Consider the following 22,182-nt stretch of genomic DNA (forward strand, 5'->3'; position numbering starts at 1 on the left):
TCCGCGCCTTTTTGCGCTTATTTTCGGGCCTTTAAACCGGCCGCGCGCTACTCCCGATCAACATGACTAAACATCTCCTCTGGCTGGCATGCCTCATGCCGTTTTTTGCCCCTGCTCAATCGACCACCACGCTCGTTACCCGCTACGAAAAAACCAAAGGCCGGGAAACCGCCACCTATGCCGAAGTGATCGACTGGTATAAACAGCTCGACCGGCAATATGAGCAGGCCAGGCTAATCGAGGTCGGCAAAACGGACATTGGCAAACCGCTTCACCTCTTCCTGATAGCGGCGGATAAAAACTTCCGGTCAACCCCGCAGCGCGTTACCCTGCTGATCAACAACGGCATTCACCCCGGCGAACCCGAAGGCATCGACGCCACGATGATGTGGGTACGCGACATGCTGAAGACAGGCAAGCTACCCAAACAGGTCTTACTGGCCATCGTGCCGGTCTATAACGTCGACGGATGCCTGAACCGCGGTGTTTCGCGTATCAACCAGAACGGCCCGATTGAATACGGCTTCCGGGGCAATTCCCGTAATTTTGACCTGAACCGCGATTTTATCAAAAACGACACAGAAAACGCACGGTCGTGGCAACGGATGTTTCAGGAGCTGAAACCCCATGTTATGATCGACAACCATACCAGCAACGGCGCTGACTACCAGCACATTCTGACTTACTTTGCCACACAGAAAGATAAACTGCATCCGCTGGTTTCCGGCTATATGAGCCAGTCGTTTCAGCCGGAGCTGGACAAAGCCCTGACTGCCCGCCGGTTTGAGCCGGTGCCTTATGTAAACAACTTTTCGAATACGCCGGAAAGCGGCATTGCAGGCTTCAATGACATGCCGCGCTACTCGTCGGGATACGCTGCTCTCTTCAACTGCTTCAGCTTTGTGGTCGAACTGCACATGCTGAAAGACTACCCGTCGCGGGTAGACGGTACGCGTGCGTTTATGGAAGAATCGCTGAAACTCATTGAGCGCGATGCAACGAAAATTGTGGCCAACAAGCAACAGGCCGATCAGGCGCTGACAACCCAGCCGACGTTTGCCGTGAGCTGGAAGTCAGACCGTTCCAGAACGGATTCGATCCCGTTTGCCGGCTTCCGTGCCGATTACAAACCCAGTGATGTGTCGGGTCTGAAACGGTTGTATTATGACCGGTCGGCCCCGTTCCGGAAGCAGATTGCCTATTGGAACTACTTTGTGCCGGATGTCCAGGTCAAACGCCCGAACGCCTACCTGATTCCGCAGGGCTGGACAGCCATTATCGAGCGGCTGGAGCGCAACGGTGTCCGACTGCAACGGCTCCGGAAAGATTCCACCCTGACGGTTAACGCCTACTATGTTACGGATGTGAAGAGCCCCGCCCGCCCCTACGAGGGTCATTTCCTGCACACAGGTGTACAGGTACGCACCGAAACGCTGACGATACAGGCATATGCCGGCGACGTACTTGTCCCGACCAATCAGGTTAGCAACCGGTATATCGTGGAGACCCTCGAACCTCAGGGCACTGACTCGTTTTTTGCCTGGAATTTTTTCGACAGCATACTCGATCAGAAAGAGCACTTTTCGGCCTATGTATTCGAGGATGTAGCGGCGGATCTGCTGAAAAAAGACCCCAAACTACAGCAGTTGCTGGCAGAGAAAAAAGCAGCCGACAAAGCCTTTGCCGAAAGTGCCGGGGCACAGCTGGAGTTTATTTACCGGTACTCCCCGTATTACGAGCGAACGCATACCCGGTATCCGGTTTACCGGCTTGAGTAGCTAGTTGCGGCAGGAAAATCCGGAAGGTTGCTCCCTCGTCGGGGTGGCCTTCCGCAACAATGGTGCCTCCGTGATTTTCGGCCACCTTCTTGCAAATGGATAAACCAACGCCTGTACCCGAATAATTCTGTCTGGTGTGCAGGCGTTGAAATACTTCAAAAATCCGTTCTGCATACCGGGGTTCAAAACCGATTCCGTTGTCAGTCAGTGTAATCTCATAACAGGATCCACCGGCCTCGTTTAACGGTGCCGGTGCCTCACCGGCGTAGAGCACCTGACAGGTAATCTGAATCACGGGCGGGGTATGTTCCCGCCGGAACTTGATGGAGTTGGCAATCAGATTCTGAAACAACTGCCGTAGCTGAACCGCATCCCCCGATAAGGATGGCAAGGGATCACAAAAGACACTGGCATTGGTCTCCCGCATCGCCACATCCAGATCTTCGAGTACTTCGCTGATGATCTCATTCAGGTTCACCACCCGGAACGCCTCCCGGTGGGTACTCACCCGCGAATATGCCAGCAAATCACGGATCAGTAATGACATACGGGCCGAAGCAGACTGCATCCGTACGATCAGGTCCCGGCCCGTTAAACCCAGCTGCGGTTCAAACTGATTCAGCAGCAAATCTCCGAACGACTGAATTTTCCGCAGCGGCTCCTGCAAGTCATGACTGGCCACGTAGGCAAACTGCTGTAAACTCTCATTAGACCGCCGCAGTTCTTTGTTTATCGTTTCCAGCCGCGACTGATCCTGATAGCTCTGCGAAATATCGATGCCGGCCAGAATAAAGCCGTCCCCGAACTTAACAGCCGATAACCGGTACCAGTGATTGCCAAAATGCCGGTCGACCTCCATCCGTTCGTCTTTCTCAACCACATCGATGTACTTATCGAACGCACCGGTTGTTTTCAGAACGGGCGAAATGGTCAGCAAGGTGGTTTTGAGGGCCTCCTCAACGGTACTGTTGATAATTTCCGCCACCATCTGATTCATCAGCAGCACCTTAAAATCGGTAATGGTCCCCGATGCATCGCGTATCGACTCGTACTGCGCAAAACCGATCGGCGCATTTGTCAGCATGCTGTTGAGCAATTCTGCCTGCTGCTGTTTTTCTTCCTGGGATCGTTTCAGCTCGGTGATATCCAGAAACGAGAGCACAATGTGTTCATTTTTTCGTACGCCCTGTACCTGATACCAGAGATCGTAGCCATCGAACGTATAATGATTGTGGTACTGGATCGACTCGCCGGTCTCCGCCAGTTTTTTGTAGAGTTGCCAGATCCCGCTTTTTTCAATACCCGGAAATGTCTCCCGCATCGTACGGCCAACCAACTGAGCCGCTTTACGGCCGGTCATCCGTTCGGCCATCTGGTTAATCAGTTCGTAGCGCAGATCAATCACCTCACGCGTCTCCGGATCGCGGACAATGCCGTATAAACCAATGGCAGTCAACGAACTATCTGTCACAAACTGAAGCTGTTCAATATGCCGCTGGCGCTCTTCCCGTGCCACTGTTTCGGCATCAATTTCGGCCGTACGGTCACGGGTAATACTGAGCACACCGTTTTCCCAGCGTTTCCGGTTTACGTAGAAATATTTTTTTACGAGGGGGTTATAATAGTTGTATTCTTTGGTAATCCCGGTCAGAAATACTTCCTTATATTGGTCAAAAAGCGTTTCGGCAAACCCGGCGATTGACTGGTTGTCTGCAACCAGCAATAAGCCTTCTTCGCAGGTAAACCCCTCGCCAGTTACTTCATGTGCTTTCTGGTTTACATACTGAAAGACAAAGTCCTGAATTTCACCTTGTTCATCCGAAACAGGCACAAGCCAGGCAATAGCGTCCGGTAAGTTATCCAATAGTTTTGTTTGCAGCGACGGAGACGCGCGCTCGAAGTCTGTCATTACCGTGTCGGACCAAAAACGGAATAAATAAGTTGGCAAGATGTAACTCTTCCCGCATAATCAATAGCCACTAAATAGGTTTAATCTCACAATAATGCCGTAAGTGCACCAGTGTTCTTTCATATTTCCGGGAACCGGGTTGCCTGCCGGGCTGTTTCCCACTCAGCGCATAATCTGCCCTGTTTGATGAAACGAAAACCTAAAATGATACTTTATACGATACTCGGTATTTTAGTGGTTGCCGCCCTTGGTGTTGTCATCTTTCTGAATACCGCCCCGCAGCTGGGTGCTGTCCCGGCCGGCGAACGCCTCAAGCGTATGGAAGCCTCACCAAACTATAAGGACGGCGTTTTTCAGAACCTCGTCCCCACTCCGCTGGAAATACCCGTTTCGCTCATGGCTTCGTCTGCCTACAAGATGCTGGTAGGTTTTCCGGAAGCAGAACCGGACCAACCCATCAAAACGGTCCCGCTTGATCACTCGAAATTTACCGGCCCCGGCTCAGCCACCGAAGTGGCGGTCTCCTGGTTCGGCCATTCGTCGGTGCTGATTCGTATGGAAGGCAAAACAATCCTGACCGACCCGGTTTTCGGCGAACGGGCGTCTACCTTTTCATTTATGGGGCCTAAGCGGTTCAACTATGACCATCACGTAACGGTCGATGACCTGCCGCCGCTTGATGCTGTTATTCTGTCTCACGATCACTACGACCACCTCGATTATCCGACCATTCTCCGGCTAAAGGGAAAAGTAAAACGCTTTTTTGTCCCGTTAGGCGTTGGCGCTCACCTCGAGAAATGGGGTATTGATCCCGCCTACATTACCGAACTCGACTGGTGGCAATCGGCCAAACTGGGCGATCTGGAACTGGTCTGTGCGCCCTCCCGCCATTTTTCCGGCCGTAGCTTCAAACGAAACGGCACCCTGTGGAGCTCATGGGTATTACTGGGCAGGGAACGACGCGTCTATTTCGGAGCGGATTCGGGATATTATCCGGGGTTCAAAACAATCGGTGAAAAATACGGACCGTTTGACCTGGCCTTGCTTGAGTGCGGGGCCTACAATGAAGCCTGGGCCAATATCCACATGATGCCGGAAGAAACGGCGCAGGCACAGGTTGATGTAAAGGCCAAAAAGCTGATCCCGATCCACTGGGCTAAATTTAATCTGGCTCCCCATCCGTGGCGTGAACCCATCCGGCGCATTACCAAAAAGTCGGCAGAACTGGGCACAACACTAATTACTCCCCGAATCGGTGAGGTGACGGTCCTGGATGTCTATATGCCTCAAACTCAATGGTGGGAATGACAAATTCGTACATTTTTATGTCTTATTTATCATTTTAATGCTACCTTTGATTAAGTAACTCCCCATTGAACGCTACCAATAACGTGAATGCTTAACGAATACAGCATCCTTCAGGATGATTGAACCGGCCGCCAAAACGCCGGGATGCGTGTATACGATGTTCTTGGTTTCTAACTTGTACTTTGCTTATTCCCATGAAAGTTGACCAATCTATATGGCTGGTAGACGATGATGCTGACGACCAGTATCTGTTCAAAAAAGCGTTCCGGGAGGCTAATCCAAACCTACAGGTTTGTACGCTCGACGACGGAAACGAACTGCTCGCCAGACTTCATGCCACCAACGAACCACCCCGTGTGATCGTCATGGACCTGAACATGAGTCCGATGACCGGTCTGGAAACGCTTGAACAAGTCCGGCTGATGCCAAAATTCCGGCAGCTTCCGGTTATCATCCTCTCCAGCTCGTCAAGCCCGTCCGACATCAGTTCGTCAATGGGTCTGGGTGCCAATGAATATTTTACCAAGCCGGGTAATTTTACCTCACTGGTTAAACTGGCAGGTCATATCCGGGAAAAATGGCTTAGTGCCTGACGTTTCCGGAAGATTTGCCATGAATTAGTATATACTTTTTGTTGTCTTGGTGCAGGTACTTTATACTTGCACCATGCGACAATTCCTCTCCGTATTCTGTCTTGCCGGTGCCCTTCTCAGTGGTTTCGGTTTATCGACGGCCAGCGCTCAGCAAAAAAACGGGCAAAAACGGCCGAATATCATCTTTATTCTGGCTGATGATCTCGGGTATGGGAACCTCGGCTGCTATAACGCCCAAAACCGCATACCGACGCCAAATCTGGACAGGATGGCGAAAGAAGGAACGCGGTTTACCCGCTTTTACGCAGGCAGTACGGTTTGCGCCCCCTCCCGCTGCGCCCTGATGACGGGCAAACACATGGGCCACGCCTACGTGCGGGGCAACGGCGATGTTTCCCTCCGGGCTCAGGATACAACACTGGCCCAACGTCTTCAGGCCACCGGCTACAAAACAGGCATGTTCGGTAAATGGGGCCTCGGCCGCGAAGACGATGGCGGCTCGCCCGAACGTAAAGGGTTTGACGAGTTTCTGGGCTACCTCAACCAGCGCCACGCGCACAATTACTTCACCAATTTTCTGTTTGAGGTCAGGAACCGGAAAATCAGCAAGCTTTCGCTCGACACCACGGTTTACACCCACGACCTTATTTTCGACCGGGCGCTTTCGTTCGTGAAATCCAATAAAGATCAACCGTTTTTTCTGTACCTGCCTGTTACGATTCCGCATGCCGAACTGAAAACGCCGGCCAGTTACATGCAGCCGTTCCTGAACGCCGATGGCAGCAGCAAACTCCCGCCCGAAACCCCGTTCTACCAGAACGGCCGGACATACAGCACGCAGTTACAGCCCCACGCGGCCTTTGCAGCTATGATGCATAAACTCGACAGCGATGTCGGCCGGCTGTTGCGTCTGCTGAAAGAGCTGGGCCTCGACGACAATACCTATGTTTTCTTCACGAGCGACAACGGGCCGCACAAAGAGGGCGGCGGGGACCCTGAGTTTTTCAATAGCAGCGGCCCCCTGCGGGGCATTAAACGGGATTTGTATGAGGGCGGCATCCGCGTACCGATGATCGTGCGGGCACCGGGACGCGTACCGGCCAACCGCCAAAGCGATGCGATCTGGGCCTTCTGGGATATTTTGCCAACCGTTGGCCAACTGACTGGCACACACTCACCAAAAGCTATTGACGGATTGTCGTTTGTGCCGACCCTACAGGGCAAAAAGCAGACACAGACCCATCCGTATCTGTTCTGGCAATTCAACGAAGGCGCTTTTAAGGAAGCCATTGTCCAAGGCAACTGGAAGCTGGTGCGGTTTAAAAACAAGGGCAAAGCCGAAACCGTGGAGTTATACGACCTGAGCAAGGATACCGGCGAAACCCGTGACCTGGCCGCCGCGAATCCGCAGAAAGTAAAGGAGATGCGTGCCCTGCTGACCGCCGCCAAATCCCCCGCCGAAAACCAATTATTCGATTGGAATTCTGTTGAAAACTAAACACATATTTAATGGACAATGAAGAATGAACAATGTATAATGGTGGCTCTGCATCTCATTTGCTACTTTCATTATCCATTTTTCATTATCCATTATTCATTCTACATTACTCATTATACTTCTCCATGAACCGCATTTTTCTCACCCTCTCCCTATTGCTTTTTTTCGTCCTCACGGCACTGGCCGGCCGCGTGGATACTATTCAGGTGCAGAGCGCTGCCATGAACAAAAGTATTCCCTGCGTCATTATCTCACCCGATCAGTACACACTGGGTACCGATCGGTTTCCGGTTGTGTATCTGCTGCACGGCTATGGCGGTAAATACAGTGACTGGATTAAGCAGGTGCCCGAACTGGCGCTGATGGCCGACCGATACGGGGTCATGATCGTTTGCCCGAGCGGGGCCAACAGCTGGTATATCGACAGTCCGCTGGAGCCTTCGCTCCGGTATGAAACATTTGTCGGTAAGGAGTTGCCGGGGTATATCGACAGCAATTACCGCACCCTCGCCGACCGCGACCACCGGGCCATAACCGGCCTGTCGATGGGTGGCCACGGAGCCCTTTATCTGGCAATCCGGCACCGCGATACGTTCGGGCAGGCGGGTAGCCTGAGCGGCGGGGTGGATATCCGGCCGTTCCCGAATAACTGGGAGATCAAAAAATCGCTGGGTGAGATCGGGACTAACCCGGAGAACTGGGAGCGTAACACGGTTATCAACGTTGCCGACAGTCTGAAGAATAAGGACCTACGCTTATTTATCGACTGCGGCACCGGTGATTTCTTTTTTGAGGTAAACCGCAATCTGCACAAGAAGCTGCTGGAGCGCGGGATTGAGCACGATTACATCGAACGGCCGGGCGCACACACATGGGCATACTGGCGCGAAAACGTCGAATACCACCTGCTCTTCTTCCGGCGCGGCTTTAAGAAATAAAGTCCTCGCGCATAGGCGTAAAGACATCGACCAGCACCCCTGCTTCGAGCGCCAGTGCACCATGCGGCAGGTTTGGTGGCATGTGGTAAACGTCGCCCTGTTTCAGGATATGCTTTTCGCCGTCGATCGTAATTTCAAAGCGACCGCTTTCGACATAACTCATCTGGGTGTGGTAGTGGTGATGAATCGCCCCTACTCCACCCGCTTCAAAGGCAACTTTTACGAGCATCAGATTGGCATCGAAGGCCAGAATCTTGCGCCGGACACCGTCTCCTACCTGCTCCCAGGCCACATCTTCGTCGCGGACAACTAATTTTTGTTCAGTGGTCATACTACAATAATTACGATTTAATAGTCAACGCTCTTCACCCGATCAATACTAGTTCTGTTTCTGATATACCCGGACATAGTCAATTTCGTACTTTGCCGGAAAGGTTGCTGTGGCCGGATCGCCGCCGTTATCCCCGCCAATGGCCAGATTCACCAGCAGGTAATGCGGCTGCATAAACGGGTTGGTCTGCGTTCCGTCGCGGTTGATGGTTTCGGCCAGTGATACCGACCGCAGCAGCTGGTCATCGACGTACAAGTTTATGACTTTCTCATCCCAATCCATCCGCCATACATGAAATTTATTCGCCCAGTCCGGGTCATTAAATTCGGTCAGGGGCTTTTTGGTACTGCGCCATTCGGCGGTATAGCGTTTTTCGGTTCCCCACGCCACATTGGCCAGCAGCATGCCCCGATAATACTCCATGATGTCGATTTCGCCGTTGCGGGGCCATTCGCCCGAAACGCCTAATGTCCAGAATGCAGGCCACATTCCTGGTTGCACATTAATCCGGCCCCGCAGCTCAAACCGGCCATACTGCCAGCTGTGAAGCCCCTGTGTTTTCAGGCTCGACGCTGTGTAGTCAATAAACTGACGGCTGTTCTTCCAGTTCTTGCTCCCGGCTTCGTAGTCCGGATTGGCCTTTTGTTCCTTTCGGGCTTCAATGATCAGGAACCCATCCCGGCAATACGCATTATCGGGCTGATACCACTGAAGCTCATGGTTACGGACAAATCCCTGCTCAAATTTCCAGTTTTTCGGATCGGGTTTGCCGTTTCCGGTAAACTCATCTGCCCAGACGAGTTTCCAGCCTTCATAGGCCGGTGCCTGTTGCCCTGCCACCGATATACTTGCCCCCAGGCCGACAAATAAGCCAAGCCACCATTTTTTTTTCATGCGTCAACACGTTGATTTTCTTCTCAGCAAAGCCTGCTGAGCCCGCAATTTACCAGCGAAGCCGGAAAATCTTTTCCGTGCTCTTAAACCTTTTCCGGCAACAGCCATCCAACCATCGTAAACAACAACGAACAACGAGATGAAAACCGGAATAATCTTCGCCCTGGCAGCCAGCCTTTTTGTCGGCGCCTGTACCAGTAATCGCCCGGCTACCAGCGGCCGGTATGATGGTCCTTACGGTGGCCGGTATGAAGGCCGCAATGACCGGCGATACGACAATGACCGTTTTGAAGAACGTATCCAGCAATATGCTAATGAGCTGAATCTGACCCGCCGTCAGATGCGCGACCTGGAACAGATCCAGGACCGGTATAACCGTCGCGGACTGACAGCGGATGAACGCAATAACGCGGCCGCTTTTCAACGGCTTCAACAACAAAAACGCCGTGATCTGATGGCCGTACTGACACCTTCGCAGCAAAATCAATTGCGCGATATGTTGCAGCGGGATCGGGCGTACCGACAACGGCGGGGATAGCAGTCCCGACGTTTACCCACCGTTCAGGAGCGCCTTCGGGCGCTCTTTTGTTTTTTCATTACTCTTGTCATTTAGTAGTTTATTTTGGCTTCGTCGGGAAAGATACGGACCTTTGTCCCGGATATGCCCTGCCTGAACGATCCGGTGAGGCACATCCGGTAAACGTTTCTTTTTCCGTAAACACATTTGTCGAATGCGTTATTATCAACTTCTTTTCACGTTATTTTTTACCCTGACTATTGGCACTGCTCCGGCTCAGCAACCGGAAGGCATTACGTACCCCTATCCGGTACAGATGCTGAGTTTTCAGCTGGAATCACAGCCGGTAAAAATGGCCTACATGGATGTAAAACCGGCCCGTTCCAACGGCAAAGTAGTGGTCTTACTGCATGGTAAGAATTTTAACGGCTTTTACTGGAAAGGCGTTATTCAGTACCTCACCGGGCGAGGCTACCGCGTCATCGTTCCCGATCAGTTGGGTTGGGGCAAATCAAGCCATCCAAACATTCACTACAGCTTTCACCGGCTGGCGGCCAATACCAAACACCTGCTCAATACGCTGAAAATCACAAAAGCAACGGTTATCGGCCATTCGATGGGCGGCATGCTAGCCACGCGGTTTAGTCTGCTGTATCCGGAAACCGTTGAACGGCTGGTACTCGAAAACCCGATCGGGCTGGAAGATTACAAAACCTTTATTCCATACCAGCCGCTCGAAACGCTGTATAAGAAAGAACGGTCGGCAACCTATGAATCCTACAAACAGTATCAGCAGACATATTATCCGGTCTGGAAACCGGAGTATGAAGACCTCGTAAAAGCCCAGGCAGCCGATCTGCAATCACCTGATTTTAAGAACATTGCCTGGGCCAATGCGGTAACGTATCAGATGATTTATGAGCAGCCGGTTTATTATGAGTTCGAAAATATTACGGCTCCAACCCTGCTCATCATCGGGCAGGAAGACCGGACGGTGGTCGGCAAAAACGTGCTGCCTAAAAACGAACAGGCTAAGTACGGGCAATATCCGGTGCTGGGGCAGGAAACCGCCAAACGCATCCGTAATGCGAAACTGGTCGAGCTGGACGGTGTCGGTCATATTCCGCATATCCAGACACCCGACCGGTTTGTGAAGGCCCTGGGGGAATTTCTGAAATAGTTTTTTTACCACAAAGGCCGGAAGAACCGGAGCGGCACCATGAAAACATCTTCGTGCCGCTGTCTGTCTCCCCGCCTTTGTGGTTGGTTTATCGTTCAATCGTGCCGACGCCCTCCTGCATCCGCAGCACCTGACTAACGCAGCGCGGAATTTCGTCGGCATAATGTGATACATACAACAACGTGCGCTCCGGCGACTCGCAAAGCTCATCGACGAGGTCGCGGAAACGGGCCGTATGCATTAAATCAAGCCCCTGACACGGTTCGTCGAGCACCAGCAATGGCGGATTTTTCACCAGTGCCCGCGCCAGCAATACCCACCGTTGCTGCCCGGTCGACAAATCGGCCAGCCGTTTCATCCGCAGGGTCTGGATTTGCAGCAGATCCAGGGCAAAGTCAACGCGCGCGGCCTGCTCATCGGTCAGATTCCGGAATAGCCCGGCGGTGTCGAATAAACCCGACGCAATTACCTTCCAGACGGGTTGTTCTCGCGGGAAATACAGATGCAGCTCGGGCGAAACAAAGCCAATGTTCCGCTTGATGTCCCAGATGCTTTCTCCCCGTCCCCGTTTCCGGTCAAAGAGGTCATAATCATTGCGGTAGGCCTGCGGGTTGTCGGCTGTTATGAGGCTCAGCAAGGTTGACTTTCCGGAACCGTTTGGCCCCAGCACCGCCCATTTCTCCCCACGCGTTACGTCCCAGTTCAGGTTATCCAGTACAACTTTTTCGCCATACGAAACAGTGACCTGGCGCATGGCAATGGCTTTGGCAAATGATCCCTGCGGCGGATTGTCCAGCCACTCGCGGAGCCGTTCCGGATTGGTTAACGGTTCGTGGCTTTCCTCGCCTGCCAGCGGGGCAGCGGATTTGGGACCGCTGTATGTTACCCGCCCATCTTCCAGTACCAGCACATGGGTAATACCGGCGGGCAGATCGCGGACGGTTGTCACCAGAATCAGGCTTGTGCCCTCAGCGGCAATCCGGTCGAGCGTTGCATGCAGCCGCTCACGGCTCACGGTGTCAAGCCCCGTAAACGGATTATCCAGCAGCAACACCTTCGGCCGGCGCAGCAGCGAACGGGTCAGCAGCGTCCGGCGGGTTTCGCCGTTCGATAGCGAGGTTAACCGGCGCTCCAGCAAATGGCTGATGTTGGTCCATGAGGCGACTTCCTGCAACCAGCGCTCATCGTACCGCGGCGGAGGCAGCGGCACCGACTCCGGATCGACCGTTCCCACGGGCCGGACCTGTTCCTGAAGCACCTCCCGGACCGTCGGAGCTTCAGCAGCGGCATCAGCATTGAAACGTTGCTGGTAAAACTGGGCCGCTGCCGACACATTCCGGTCGAAGCGGTAATCATTGGCGACCCGCTCTACGGTTTCGCGCAGGCGACCCGTATGCCGGTATTGGCCGGAAACCACAGGCAATTGCCCTGCCAGCGTTTCCAGAAATGACGTTTTTCCCGAACCCGTCGGCCCGATCACGGCCCAATGTTGCCCGGGCTCCAGTGCCCAGTCGATCTGATGGAGCACCGGCCCCGTCGGCCGGCGGACCGAAACAGTATGTAATGAAAGCATTAACCCCTGGTTGATTTACGAATGACGATGTACGATTTCCGCACCTTCCTTATTACTCCAAAAAAGCCGCCAGTTCCTGCCATGAAATCATACCGATGGCAAGCACGGCTACCCCTAGCCCGATTTTATTCGCTGTTGACAACCGCTCCTGAAAGAACAGCAGGGCCACCAGCGCTGCGACCACAATTACCCCGATGTTATACAGCGGATACACGAATGCCCCGTTACTGCCAAAATCCGACAAGGCCAGCAGGAGTGTATAAAAACTAAGATAATTCGGCACACCCAGGGTAACAGCCCCGATAAAGCTACGCGGCTCAATTTTTTCCTTACCCTGAACAACCCGCACCACGATCATGACCATCCCGGCAATGATCGCCCCCAGCACCATCGTCAGCGTAACAACGGCCGTCTGATCGGTTGACGGAATATAGTTGAGGTTAATGTAGTTAATCAGCGTATTGGTGGTGCCGTACATGATAAAGACGGCTACCGGCAGCAATACCCCCAGGCCAGTCTTTGGTTTAACGGCAGCGGGTTCGGCAGTGGCGGGGCTTTTTTTGAGCGTACTGAGGGCAACGGCTACCAGCGCCAGCACCAGGCCGGCATAGTTGGTCAGGTCAAAGGTTTTTCCGCCGGTTTTGAAGATGAAGAGACTGAAACAAACCGGAATCACCAGCGACAGGTTATTGGCCAGCGACGTAGCAGTGATGCCCGTTTGCTGGGTCGATGCGCCCGACAGCAGAAAGGTAACGATAAAACCAACGCCCAGGGCAAGGGACAGCCAGGTCCAGGTCTGGCTAAAATCGACCGAAAAGTGCTGACCGGCGGGCATCAGAAAATAGCCGGTTGTGAAGCAGACAAGGTAATTAAAAACGATGGCCTGAAACGTATTGATATTGAACCGGGGAAACAATCTGAAGTTGAGCAGCAGAACAACTGACAATAAAATACTCAGGATCAGGTAGATCATACGGGGTTATGGCTAAGAATGCGTGAGGCTTACTAAAAAATTGCGGAAAATTAAACGATCTGCACGACAATGCCAGCCTGCTTGTTATCATCTTCTGCCCGGAAATCCGTATTTAGCTTTGTCGTTTGAATTAACCCCGCGCTCGCGTATGAAAACCAAAATCACTTTTTTCAGCACCAAACCCTACGACATTGCCTTTTTTGACCAGGCAAACCACGACGATTCGCTTGAGCTCTGCTACCTCGACACCCACCTGAATCCGGCTACGGCGCCCTTGGTACAGGGGTCTGCGGTTGTCTGTCTGTTCGTCAACGACAAAGCAGATGCGGCTATCATCAGCACCTTCGCGAAGGCCGGTGTGAAGCTGATTGCGCTCCGGTGTGCGGGCTACAACAACGTCGATCTGGCGGCCTGTAAACAGGCGGGGATCGGCGTGGTACGGGTGCCGGCCTACTCGCCGTATTCAGTCGCCGAACATGCACTGGCCCTGATTCTGACGCTAAACCGCAAAACGCATAAAGCATTTAACCGCGTCAGAGAAGGTAATTTTGCCCTCGAAGGGTTGATGGGTTTTGATCTGCATGGCCAGACCGTCGGGCTGATTGGCTTAGGGAAAATCGGTCGGGTAACGGCGCAGATCCTCCGTGGCTTTGGCTGTACGGTGCTCGGATACGATGTCTATGAAGACGAGGAAGCCAAACGGACCGGCGTTTCTTACGTCCCGCTTGAGTCGTTACTGGCCCAGTCAGACATTGTATCGCTCCACTGCCCGCTGACGCCCCAAACCCATCACCTGATCAATGCTCAAACCCTCGCCGGCATGAAAAACGGGGTGATGCTGATCAATACCAGCCGGGGGGCTTTAATTGATACGATGGCCGTCATTCAGAGCCTGAAATCCGGCAAAATCGGTTACCTGGGGCTGGATGTGTACGAGGAGGAGGCTGATTTATTTTTCGAGGACTTTTCGGGCAAAGTCATTCAGGACGATGTGTTTTCGCGCCTGCTGAGTTTCCCGAATGTACTTATCACCGGCCATCAGGCCTTTTTTACCCGTAATGCGCTGCAAAGTATCGCTGAAACTACCCTCGCCAATATCCACGCCTTTGTAAACGGCGGGCCGCTGGAGAATGAAGTGGTTTTTAAAGAGTGAAAGAGCGGAAGAGTGAAAGAGCGATTGACGGAAAATGAAGTAGTTTATTTTATGTACACCTAACGATGAAACAGCTCATCCTGTTTTTTTCACTCGCCTATTTACTTTCCTGGGTGATCTGGCTTCCGTTGTACGGGCAGGTATTCGGCCTGCCGGCCTTACCCGTCTTGCCGTTCCACCACGGTATTGGTAGCCTCGGGCCCCTGCTGGCTGCATTCATCACCACCTATTTAGTTGAAGGATTTAACGGTGTGCGGCAATTAGTTAAGAGATGCGTTACGATTCAGCCGATACGTTATTTACTGGTTGCCCTGTTCAGCCCGTTCATACTGGTTATGCTCAGTGTGTTGCTCAACTTTCTGGTAAATGATACCTCTCCCCGGATCGGTGATCTGTTTCATACGCCTGAGTTTCCGGAATTTACGTTTATCCAGTTCTTTATCGTCAACTTATTGTTTTATGGGTTTGGCGAAGAAACCGGCTGGCGGGGCTTTGCACTCCCGCGGGTTCAGATGCACGTCAGCCCGTTTCTTGCCGCTTTGGTCATGTCCGTTTTTTGGGCGATCTGGCACTGGCCGCTTTTTTTCTACCGTCCCGGCATGATGTCAATGAATGGCGCGGCGGTGGCCGGCTGGTTTATGAGTTTGTTAACCGGCAGTATCCTGTTGACATGGCTTTATAATAAGTCAAAAGGCAGCCTTTTCATCTGTGCGGTTTTTCATTCAACGATTGACATCGCGTTTCTGGCCGACTCCGCCGATCAGCACATCGTCAATTATCTGGGTGCCCTGATTACCCTTTGGGGCATTTGGACGGGCATACGGATGGTAAAGAGTGAAAGAGCGAACGACTGAAAGAGTGGCCGCCGCTCAACGGCTGCCAGCCCTACCCGCTCCGCAACCAACAAAAACCACCAGCAACAATCCAGCAACAAAAAAATCTGCATCTTTTTTTGCTTTCCCCCGCAAGTTTCCCGTCATAGCCGCATCTAACCTTTTGAAACCGCCCGGATAACCGTTTGGAAACACAGGAACTCATCGTCGGACTACAGCGCGGAAGCGAGTCAGCATTCCGGCATCTGGTAGATACGTACCAGCGCCGGGTCTATAATACCGTGCTGGCCATTGTGCAGCACCCCGATGATGCCGATGATGTCACCCAAGAGGTGTTTATGACGGTATTCGAGTCTATCCGGCAGTTTCGGGGCGATGCGCAGTTATCGACCTGGCTTTACCGGATTGCCACGACCCGTGCGCTGGAAGCGTACCGGAAAAAACACGCCAGGAAGCGTTTCGCTTTCCTGACCAGCCTCTTTGGCGGCCAGGACGACGGAAATGAACCCGACGATCGGTTGCACCCTGTGGATTTTGACCATCCGGGTATTCAACTGGAACAGCAGGAACGGGGACGGGTGTTGTTTGCCGCCATCAACCGGCTGTCGGATCAGCAAAAGGTAGCGTTTACCCTGCACCACGTGGAAGGATTGAGCTATCAGGAGATTACGGACGTGATGCAAACCTCCTTTTCTTCGGTCGAGTCATTGCTGTTCCGGGCAAAACAGAATCTAAGAAAACAGTTACGCAACTATTACTACAACGCGTGATACAGGCCCGTAAGCCGGCGCGATAATGAAAAACTGGTATGGAAGATGAAATAGAAAAAACACTGCACTCGTTGGATGGCATCGAACGGGCTGAGCCGAAGCCGTTTCTGTATACCCGCATCCAGGGACGTATCGAACGGCGCAGGGCAGACACGTATTCGCGCATCTGGCAGCTCAAACCGGCCTATGTAATTGCCTCCGTGGCCCTGCTGATCGTCCTGAATGTGGCTGCCATTCTGGTCTATAACCGGTCGCACCGGCAGTCTGATACTGCCAGACCGTCCATCGACGCCATGGCTTCAGACTACGGTCTTTCCTTTGACATTCAATAAATACAGCTATGGAAACTAAAACGCTTATTCGCTGGCTATCAGGCGTTATTGCGCTTCTGGTTCTGTTAAACCTTGGCCTGATCGGCTGGATGTTTTTTGCCCGCAGCGGCATGCCCCCCGGCGGAGGAGGTCCGGTTGCGTTCCGTTTTTTAGAGCGGGAACTGTCCTTGACGGATACGCAGGAACAACAGGTCATTGCCTCCCGCGAAGCCTTATCGGAGCGGTCGAGGCCACTGGAAGACAGTGCCCGCGCCTTGCGGAAACAACTCTTTACCCTGACCCGGCAAACCCCGCTGCCGGTTGCCGAAACGGATCAGCTTTCCCGGCAGCTAGGCGGTCTGATAGCACAGCTCGAACGCAACCGCCTGCAGCACTTTAAGGAAATCCGCGATGTGCTGACGCCTGAACAACAAAGCCGGTTCGACAGTATTCTGGACGAACTGGCTCAACGGCAGGGCCCGCCGCCGGGCAATGGCCATCGGCCGCCAGGCGGGCCGTCTGGACCGCCGGAAGGACCGCCCGGCCCCTGAAAAAATAATTTTAAAAAAAATCCCCGGCCCCGCAGGTTTTACACCACACCTGCATCTAAACCAATATAACCGCTAAAAACGCATGAACTAATTATACGGGTATTCTTACCACTTCACGTCTTAGTTTACATTACGTTTAAACAATCACTACTATGCAGAAGACAATTTGTCTTGCAGTGATCGGGCTGATGATCAGTCTGGTTGCCTGCAACAAGGATTCCGTTGCCCCTTTGGTTGACGGGGCTGCCCGGTCAGGGGCCAGCAACACCGCTGCCGATACATCAAAAGGCCGTCCTGCCCCGCCAACACCTATCGAGATCAGTGCCTTACCGGCAACCATCACCAGTGCCATCAGCAGTAGCTATGCCGGAGCCACCATCGAACGGGCCGGTAAAGACAAAGACGGGAACTATGTGGTTCTGATCCTGGAAAACAACCAGCCGAAAGGACTGCTTTTCGATGCATCGGGTAAATTCCTGAAAGTTCTGCCACCACCTCCACCAGGTGGCCCGCAGCAGGGTGGCCCGCAACAGGGTGGCCCGCAACAGGGTGGCCCGCAATCGGGAACGGCCACACCTCCCGGCTCAGGTACTGGCATGGGCCCTGGACCGCGGCCAGGCCCTCCGGGTTCATCAACCGCGCCAGCGCCGCCAAAACTAACAGAGATTCAAGTCTCTGCCCTGCCGGCTGCCATAACGGATTATATCAAAAGTAAATACGCTGGTGCTGAGATAAAAAAAGCAGGGAAAGACGACGCAGGCAATTATGTAGTCCTGATCAGTCAGAATAATCAACCGAAAGGCTTACTGTTCAATAGTGCCGGAGTATTCCAGAAAGAGCTGCCGCCACCACCGAGACAGTGATTGAGTGGACTTTAGGGGGGGACTCCCCCGTTTAATCATCACTTTTGTCTTTTTTTGTCATCCCGACGAAGGAGGGATCTCTGGCCATTGACGGCGTTGAGATCCCTCCTTCGTCGGGATGACAAAAAGCCACCACAACCATCAGCAACCATCAGCAACAAAAAACTTAAAAATCCAGCGTCAGTTGCCGGCCTTCCAGCTCATCGAGGGGTTCGAGGTTGGAGAGGGTAACGCCGAGCAGCCGGACGCCTTTAGGGACGGGATGCAGAGACTCCAGCAGGCCGTATGCCAGTCGTTCAAAAAATGGTTTATCCAGAATAACCGACAAGGCAGACTTACTGCGGGTTATTTGCTGGAAATCCTCAAATTTTACCTTGACTGTCACCGTACGGCCGGCAATGCGCCGGTTCGTGCAGTAGTCCCACACATCATCGATCAACGGCCGGAGCCCTTCCTCCAGTTCGGCCGGGGTAAACAGGTCATGCTCAAACGTATTTTCGGAACCCGACGACTTGCGGATACGCTCCGGATTAACAGGCCGGTCGTCAACGGCGCGGGCAATCTGGTAGTAATAGCCCCCGGATTTGCCGAAATGACGGCGGAGAAAGACTTCACTTTGCCGGCGCAGGTCAGCGCCGGTATGAATGCCAAGCTGGTTCATTTTTTCGGCGGTCACCCGACCGATGCCGTGAAACTGCCCGACTGATAACGGCTCGACAAAAGCCTCTCCCTGACCTGGCTTGATGACGTAAAGCCCATCCGGTTTCCGGTAATCAGACGCCAGTTTAGCCAGAAATTTATTGTAGGAAACACCCGCTGAAGCCGTCAGCCCGGTATCGGCCTTGATTTTCGCCTTTATCTCTTTCGCTATTTCCGTTGCCGACACATTACCGTCCCGATAATCGGTCACGTCCAGATAGGCTTCATCCAGCGAAAGCGGCTCTACCAGGGCAGTGTATTCGTCAAAAATACGGCGTATCTGAGCAGAGACCCCTTTGTAGACCTCAAAACGCGGCGGAACGAAAATCAGATGCGGACACCGCTTTTTGGCCGTCACCGAGGCCATCGCCGACCGTACGCCAAAGGTTCTTGCTTCGTAACTGGCAGCAGCCACCACCCCACGGGCCCGCGACCCGCCGACTGCCACGGGTTTACCCCGTAAGGCCGGATTATCCCGTTGCTCCACGGACGCGTAAAAGGCGTCCATGTCGATATGGATAATTTTACGAACCGTATTTGTTGTCATAAAACAAAAATACGAACACCGCAGGTTTATAAAAACTACTACAGGCCTTTGAAAACCAAGCCCAAGTTTGTACCTTTTCTTGCCCTAAAATTCTCAGCCCTATGCGCCCTTTTCTCTACCTATACGCTGCCCTGCTGGGCCTGTCAGGTTGTGTAACCCGTTCGCAATCTCCCGTTACCGGCACGGCTGATGCCGGCCTCCGGCGCATGCCCGGACAGACCTCCGACTATTATGTAGACCAACGGGCCGGCACGGCTCCGTATTCGCGCAAACTACTCCCCGACCCGACCAATGGTCTGGGCAGTACCAACGACCCCAATATTCGTGTGACAGATATTCAGTTAACGGATCAGTATACCATCCTGCACATGGTTTTTAAAATAGATCCGACCCGCGACTGGAGCGTCACCAGCAGTCAGATTTCGATACAGCCGAAAACCAAACTGATTGCTGTCAATAAACTGAAAAGCTACGAACTGATCAAAGCCGAAGGCATTACCCTGTCGCCCGACTATACCGAAGTGCATCCCAACAAAGAAGTCCAGTTCCTGCTTTACTTCCCCCGGCTCGACAAGGGCATCGAAGAATTCAACATGTACGAATGCGCCGACACCGCCGAGCAAACCTGCTGGAACGTCCGGGGCATGCACGTCGTCAACCCCTGAAAGTGGTACCATGAGCGGCACTTCCGAAAGGGCAGGCCGCTCTTTCTATCTTTCACTCTTTCACTCTTTACCTCCGTGAACAAACTACTACTTACCCTGACACTCTGCTTACCGGCAACGGTATTTGCCCAGGATCGCCTGATGGGCAAGGCATGGACCACCCGTTCGGTTGTGATGGCGCAACGCGGCATGGCCTGTACTTCCCATCCGCTTTCGACGCAGGCAGCGATTGACGTTCTCAAAGCCGGTGGCACAGCCATCGACGCAGCCATTGCGGCCAATGCCATGGAAGGGGTGGTGGAACCCCATGTCAATGGCATCGGCGGAGACCTGTACGCCATTGTGTGGGATGCCAAAACCAAAAAACTGTATGGCCTGAATGCGTCGGGCCGCTCGCCTTACTCGCTAACGCTCGACGAGTTTAAAAAACGCGGGCTGACGCATATTCCGGCGACGGGCCCGTTACCGGTTTCGGTGCCGGGTTGTGTAGACGGCTGGTTTGAACTCCACAAACGCTTTGGCAAACTGCCGATGGAGAAACTGTTGTCTAACGCCATTCACTACGCCAGGGAAGGGTATCCGGTACACGACGAGGCCTCTATCTCGTGGGCAAGCATGATCAGCCGGCTCGGGAACCTGCCGAACGTGAAAGAAACCTATGCTCCCAACGGGGCCGCGCCGAAACGCGGCGAGATTTTTAAGAATCCGGCCCTGGCGAATACACTGGAAAAGATTGCTAAAGGGGGCCGTGATGCGTTTTACAAAGGCGATATTGCCCGCACGATTGATGCGTTCATGAAGCGGGTGGGCGGTTTTCTCAGCTACCGCGACCTGGCCGAACACACATCCGACTGGATTGAGCCGGTTTCGACCAGCTATCGGGGCTACGATGTATGGGAATTGCCGCCAAACGGTCAGGGAATTGCCGCTCTCCAGATGCTGAATATTCTGGAAGGCTACGATTTTTCAAAAATCCCGTGGGGTAGTCCGGAGCATGTGCACCTGTTTGTGGAAGCCAAAAAACTGGTGTATGAAGACCGGGCCAAATACTACGCCGATCCGGCTTTTGCACAGATTCCCGTTAAAGAGCTGATTTCCAAGCCCTATGCCAACGAGCGCCGGAAGCTGATCGACATGAACCGTGCCCTGACGAAGATTGATGCCGGTTCGTTTAACGTGGCGCTGAAAGACGGCGATACCATTTATCTGACGGTTGCCGACGGCGAGGGCAATATGGTGTCGCTGATTCAGAGTAATTTCCGTGGGTTCGGATCGGGCATGGTGCCGGACGGCCTTGGCTTCATGTTTCAGGATCGCGGCGAGCTGTATTCGCTTCAGGAAGGACAGAACAACACCTATGCGCCCCACAAACGTCCGTTTCATACCATTATACCGGCATTCGTGACAAAGGACGGTCAGCCGTTTATGAGCTTTGGTGTGATGGGCGGCAGTTTTCAGCCGCTCGGCCACGTGCAGATCATCATGAACATGATCGACTATGGCATGAATCCGCAGGAAGCCGGCGACGCTCCCCGTATCGACCATCAGGGATCGTCGGAGCCGACCGGTGAGAAAATGGAAGGCGTCGGTGAAATCACCCTCGAATCGGGATACTCCTACGAAACCATCCGCGATCTGATGCGCAAAGGCCACAAAATCGGTTTCGGCCTCGGCGGCTACGGCGGGTATCAGGCGATTATGTACGATGCAAAAAATAAAGTTTACCACGGTGCTACCGAATCCCGCAAGGACGGACAGGCCCAAGGATATTAATGCCGCCCCGCCCGTACGGGCGACCCCATGTGGTCGCCCATCATCCGCAGGAAAGCCGCAGAACCAACCAAAGTGGTCGCCCATCATCCGCAGGAAAGCCGCAGAACCAACCAAAGTGGTCGCCCATCATCCGGATTAAAACCCGGATTAACCTTTGGTTAAACTAGTTTGTGGCATAAACCTTTCCAAATTCTGGTTGTTGAATGAATAAACACTAACTACTGGAAGCCATGGAAAAGACGCCAAAAACTTATATTGCAGAAGTAGTAGCTGTAGATCAATATGGCAACGAAACGCAGACAACTGTTCCGATAAAAGCAATCTATGAGCCAATTCAGGCCGATATTGAAAATAAGCTAAATGCCGACTACCCTCACCTGACGCACCGTGTTGCGAAGCTGGATGAACTGAAAAGTCCGGAGCAGGTAGAGGATTGGCACCATTCATTCATGGGGGTCCTTTTTGGCGAAGACGTTCACAAAAAGTAGCATTATCCGTTATAATGTCAAAAGGCGCCGATGGCGC

General features: G+C 53.1%; 22 protein-coding genes. 16 read left to right on the plus strand and 6 right to left on the minus strand.

Annotated elements, in window-relative coordinates:
* The first annotated feature begins 62 nt into the window (after positions 1-62).
* Entirely contained in the window at positions 63-1,778 is a 1,716-nt protein-coding gene (locus tag BLX24_RS09140; protein ID WP_071502832.1) for a M14 family metallopeptidase, read from the plus strand.
* Here BLX24_RS09140 and BLX24_RS09145 read toward each other — a convergent pair.
* Entirely contained in the window at positions 1,711-3,687 is a 1,977-nt protein-coding gene (locus BLX24_RS09145) for a sensor histidine kinase (RefSeq protein ID WP_083421885.1), read from the minus strand. The genes BLX24_RS09140 and BLX24_RS09145 overlap by 68 nt on opposite strands.
* 186 nt (positions 3,688-3,873) lie before the next feature.
* On the opposite strand from BLX24_RS09145, the gene BLX24_RS09150 reads away from it, so the two are divergent.
* From BLX24_RS09150 to BLX24_RS09165, 4 genes are all read left to right on the plus strand, one after another.
* The gene (locus BLX24_RS09150) at positions 3,874-4,995 is read left to right on the plus strand and encodes an MBL fold metallo-hydrolase (protein ID WP_071502834.1); all 1,122 of its coding nucleotides are present in this window, start codon (positions 3,874-3,876) and stop codon (positions 4,993-4,995) included.
* 194 nt (positions 4,996-5,189) lie between these two features.
* Positions 5,190-5,588: a response regulator gene (locus BLX24_RS09155; RefSeq protein WP_071502835.1), complete on the plus strand. Its 399-nt coding sequence runs from the start codon at positions 5,190-5,192 to the stop codon at positions 5,586-5,588.
* 73 nt (positions 5,589-5,661) lie between these two features.
* Positions 5,662-7,086, plus strand: a complete 1,425-nt coding sequence (locus BLX24_RS09160) for an arylsulfatase (protein WP_071502836.1) — start codon at positions 5,662-5,664, stop codon at positions 7,084-7,086.
* 125 nt (positions 7,087-7,211) lie between these two features.
* Positions 7,212-8,024, plus strand: coding sequence for an alpha/beta hydrolase (locus BLX24_RS09165; protein WP_071502837.1), 813 nt, complete (start codon positions 7,212-7,214; stop codon positions 8,022-8,024).
* On the opposite strand, the gene BLX24_RS09170 is transcribed toward BLX24_RS09165, so the two are convergent.
* Both BLX24_RS09170 and BLX24_RS09175 read right to left on the minus strand, forming a co-directional pair.
* A complete protein-coding gene (locus BLX24_RS09170; RefSeq protein ID WP_071502838.1) occupies positions 8,014-8,355 on the minus strand; it encodes a cupin domain-containing protein in 342 nt (113 codons plus the stop codon). The genes BLX24_RS09165 and BLX24_RS09170 overlap by 11 nt on opposite strands.
* 48 nt (positions 8,356-8,403) lie before the next feature.
* Positions 8,404-9,249: a glycoside hydrolase family 16 protein gene (locus BLX24_RS09175; protein WP_083421886.1), complete on the minus strand. Its 846-nt coding sequence runs from the start codon at positions 9,247-9,249 to the stop codon at positions 8,404-8,406.
* A gap of 139 nt (positions 9,250-9,388) precedes the next feature.
* Between BLX24_RS09175 and BLX24_RS09180 the strand changes: the two genes are divergently transcribed.
* Both BLX24_RS09180 and BLX24_RS09185 read left to right on the plus strand, forming a co-directional pair.
* On the plus strand, positions 9,389-9,787 hold the full coding sequence (locus BLX24_RS09180) for a hypothetical protein (protein ID WP_071502839.1): 399 nt from the start codon (positions 9,389-9,391) through the stop codon (positions 9,785-9,787).
* Between the two features lie 193 nt (positions 9,788-9,980).
* Positions 9,981-10,946 carry an alpha/beta fold hydrolase gene (locus BLX24_RS09185; protein WP_071502840.1) on the plus strand — a complete coding sequence of 322 codons (966 nt, stop codon included), beginning with the start codon at positions 9,981-9,983 and terminating at the stop codon, positions 10,944-10,946.
* 88 nt (positions 10,947-11,034) lie between these two features.
* On the opposite strand, the gene BLX24_RS09190 is transcribed toward BLX24_RS09185, so the two are convergent.
* Positions 11,035-12,519, minus strand: a complete 1,485-nt coding sequence (locus BLX24_RS09190; RefSeq protein WP_071502841.1) for an ATP-binding cassette domain-containing protein — start codon at positions 12,517-12,519, stop codon at positions 11,035-11,037.
* Between the two features lie 52 nt (positions 12,520-12,571).
* Entirely contained in the window at positions 12,572-13,492 is a 921-nt protein-coding gene (locus BLX24_RS09195) for a hypothetical protein (protein ID WP_071502842.1), read from the minus strand.
* 148 nt (positions 13,493-13,640) lie between these two features.
* Here BLX24_RS09195 and BLX24_RS09200 point away from each other — a divergent pair, with 148 nt between their 5' ends.
* From BLX24_RS09200 to BLX24_RS09225, 6 genes are all read left to right on the plus strand, one after another.
* Positions 13,641-14,645 carry a 2-hydroxyacid dehydrogenase gene (locus tag BLX24_RS09200; RefSeq protein ID WP_071502843.1) on the plus strand — a complete coding sequence of 335 codons (1,005 nt, stop codon included), beginning with the start codon at positions 13,641-13,643 and terminating at the stop codon, positions 14,643-14,645.
* A 65-nt stretch (positions 14,646-14,710) separates the two neighbouring features.
* Positions 14,711-15,499 carry a CPBP family intramembrane glutamic endopeptidase gene (locus tag BLX24_RS09205; RefSeq protein ID WP_071502844.1) on the plus strand — a complete coding sequence of 263 codons (789 nt, stop codon included), beginning with the start codon at positions 14,711-14,713 and terminating at the stop codon, positions 15,497-15,499.
* A 164-nt stretch (positions 15,500-15,663) separates the two neighbouring features.
* On the plus strand, positions 15,664-16,248 hold the full coding sequence (locus BLX24_RS09210; RefSeq protein WP_071502845.1) for an RNA polymerase sigma factor: 585 nt from the start codon (positions 15,664-15,666) through the stop codon (positions 16,246-16,248).
* 38 nt (positions 16,249-16,286) lie between these two features.
* Positions 16,287-16,580: a hypothetical protein gene (locus tag BLX24_RS09215; RefSeq protein ID WP_071502846.1), complete on the plus strand. Its 294-nt coding sequence runs from the start codon at positions 16,287-16,289 to the stop codon at positions 16,578-16,580.
* 8 nt (positions 16,581-16,588) lie between these two features.
* Positions 16,589-17,110 (plus strand): Spy/CpxP family protein refolding chaperone, encoded by a 522-nt coding sequence (locus BLX24_RS09220; RefSeq protein ID WP_071502847.1) that lies wholly within the window; start codon positions 16,589-16,591, stop codon positions 17,108-17,110.
* Between the two features lie 152 nt (positions 17,111-17,262).
* Positions 17,263-17,973 (plus strand): PepSY-like domain-containing protein, encoded by a 711-nt coding sequence (locus BLX24_RS09225; RefSeq protein WP_071502848.1) that lies wholly within the window; start codon positions 17,263-17,265, stop codon positions 17,971-17,973.
* A 166-nt stretch (positions 17,974-18,139) separates the two neighbouring features.
* Here the strand turns inward: BLX24_RS09225 and dinB are convergent, their stop codons facing one another.
* On the minus strand, positions 18,140-19,219 hold the full coding sequence (gene dinB, locus BLX24_RS09230) for a DNA polymerase IV (RefSeq protein ID WP_071502849.1): 1,080 nt from the start codon (positions 19,217-19,219) through the stop codon (positions 18,140-18,142).
* A 101-nt stretch (positions 19,220-19,320) separates the two neighbouring features.
* Here dinB and BLX24_RS09235 point away from each other — a divergent pair, with 101 nt between their 5' ends.
* The 3 genes from BLX24_RS09235 to BLX24_RS09245 all read left to right on the plus strand — a co-directional run bounded on the left by BLX24_RS09235 (position 19,321) and on the right by BLX24_RS09245 (position 22,145).
* Positions 19,321-19,884: a hypothetical protein gene (locus tag BLX24_RS09235; protein ID WP_071502850.1), complete on the plus strand. Its 564-nt coding sequence runs from the start codon at positions 19,321-19,323 to the stop codon at positions 19,882-19,884.
* A 141-nt stretch (positions 19,885-20,025) separates the two neighbouring features.
* Complete coding sequence (gene ggt, locus BLX24_RS09240; protein ID WP_083421914.1) at positions 20,026-21,657, plus strand: gamma-glutamyltransferase; 1,632 nt, start codon at positions 20,026-20,028, stop codon at positions 21,655-21,657.
* A gap of 230 nt (positions 21,658-21,887) precedes the next feature.
* Complete coding sequence (locus BLX24_RS09245) at positions 21,888-22,145, plus strand: hypothetical protein (RefSeq protein WP_071502852.1); 258 nt, start codon at positions 21,888-21,890, stop codon at positions 22,143-22,145.
* The last annotated feature ends 37 nt before the right edge of the window (positions 22,146-22,182 follow it).

The sequence above is a fragment of the Arsenicibacter rosenii genome (genome assembly GCF_001870735.1).
Lineage (GTDB): Bacteria > Bacteroidota > Bacteroidia > Cytophagales > Spirosomataceae > Arsenicibacter > Arsenicibacter rosenii.

Bases quoted from the DNA above. Each gene is read 5' to 3' on its own strand.
- BLX24_RS09165 (WP_071502837.1), top strand. From the start codon at position 7,212: ATGAACCGCATTTTTCTCACCCTCTCCCTATTGCTTTTTTTCGTCCTC.
- BLX24_RS09145 (WP_083421885.1), bottom strand. From the start codon at position 3,687: ATGACAGACTTCGAGCGCGCGTCTCCGTCGCTGCAAACAAAACTATTG.
- BLX24_RS09175 (WP_083421886.1), bottom strand. From the start codon at position 9,249: ATGAAAAAAAAATGGTGGCTTGGCTTATTTGTCGGCCTGGGGGCAAGT.
- BLX24_RS09215 (WP_071502846.1), top strand. From the start codon at position 16,287: ATGGAAGATGAAATAGAAAAAACACTGCACTCGTTGGATGGCATCGAA.
- BLX24_RS09220 (WP_071502847.1), top strand. From the start codon at position 16,589: ATGGAAACTAAAACGCTTATTCGCTGGCTATCAGGCGTTATTGCGCTT.
- BLX24_RS09160 (WP_071502836.1), top strand. From the start codon at position 5,662: ATGCGACAATTCCTCTCCGTATTCTGTCTTGCCGGTGCCCTTCTCAGT.
- BLX24_RS09170 (WP_071502838.1), bottom strand. From the start codon at position 8,355: ATGACCACTGAACAAAAATTAGTTGTCCGCGACGAAGATGTGGCCTGG.
- BLX24_RS09195 (WP_071502842.1), bottom strand. From the start codon at position 13,492: ATGATCTACCTGATCCTGAGTATTTTATTGTCAGTTGTTCTGCTGCTC.
- BLX24_RS09185 (WP_071502840.1), top strand. From the start codon at position 9,981: ATGCGTTATTATCAACTTCTTTTCACGTTATTTTTTACCCTGACTATT.
- dinB (WP_071502849.1), bottom strand. From the start codon at position 19,219: ATGACAACAAATACGGTTCGTAAAATTATCCATATCGACATGGACGCC.
- BLX24_RS09200 (WP_071502843.1), top strand. From the start codon at position 13,641: ATGAAAACCAAAATCACTTTTTTCAGCACCAAACCCTACGACATTGCC.
- BLX24_RS09140 (WP_071502832.1), top strand. From the start codon at position 63: ATGACTAAACATCTCCTCTGGCTGGCATGCCTCATGCCGTTTTTTGCC.
- BLX24_RS09180 (WP_071502839.1), top strand. From the start codon at position 9,389: ATGAAAACCGGAATAATCTTCGCCCTGGCAGCCAGCCTTTTTGTCGGC.
- BLX24_RS09245 (WP_071502852.1), top strand. From the start codon at position 21,888: ATGGAAAAGACGCCAAAAACTTATATTGCAGAAGTAGTAGCTGTAGAT.
- ggt (WP_083421914.1), top strand. From the start codon at position 20,026: ATGGGCAAGGCATGGACCACCCGTTCGGTTGTGATGGCGCAACGCGGC.
- BLX24_RS09155 (WP_071502835.1), top strand. From the start codon at position 5,190: ATGAAAGTTGACCAATCTATATGGCTGGTAGACGATGATGCTGACGAC.
- BLX24_RS09190 (WP_071502841.1), bottom strand. From the start codon at position 12,519: ATGCTTTCATTACATACTGTTTCGGTCCGCCGGCCGACGGGGCCGGTG.
- BLX24_RS09205 (WP_071502844.1), top strand. From the start codon at position 14,711: ATGAAACAGCTCATCCTGTTTTTTTCACTCGCCTATTTACTTTCCTGG.
- BLX24_RS09150 (WP_071502834.1), top strand. From the start codon at position 3,874: ATGAAACGAAAACCTAAAATGATACTTTATACGATACTCGGTATTTTA.
- BLX24_RS09225 (WP_071502848.1), top strand. From the start codon at position 17,263: ATGCAGAAGACAATTTGTCTTGCAGTGATCGGGCTGATGATCAGTCTG.
- BLX24_RS09235 (WP_071502850.1), top strand. From the start codon at position 19,321: ATGCGCCCTTTTCTCTACCTATACGCTGCCCTGCTGGGCCTGTCAGGT.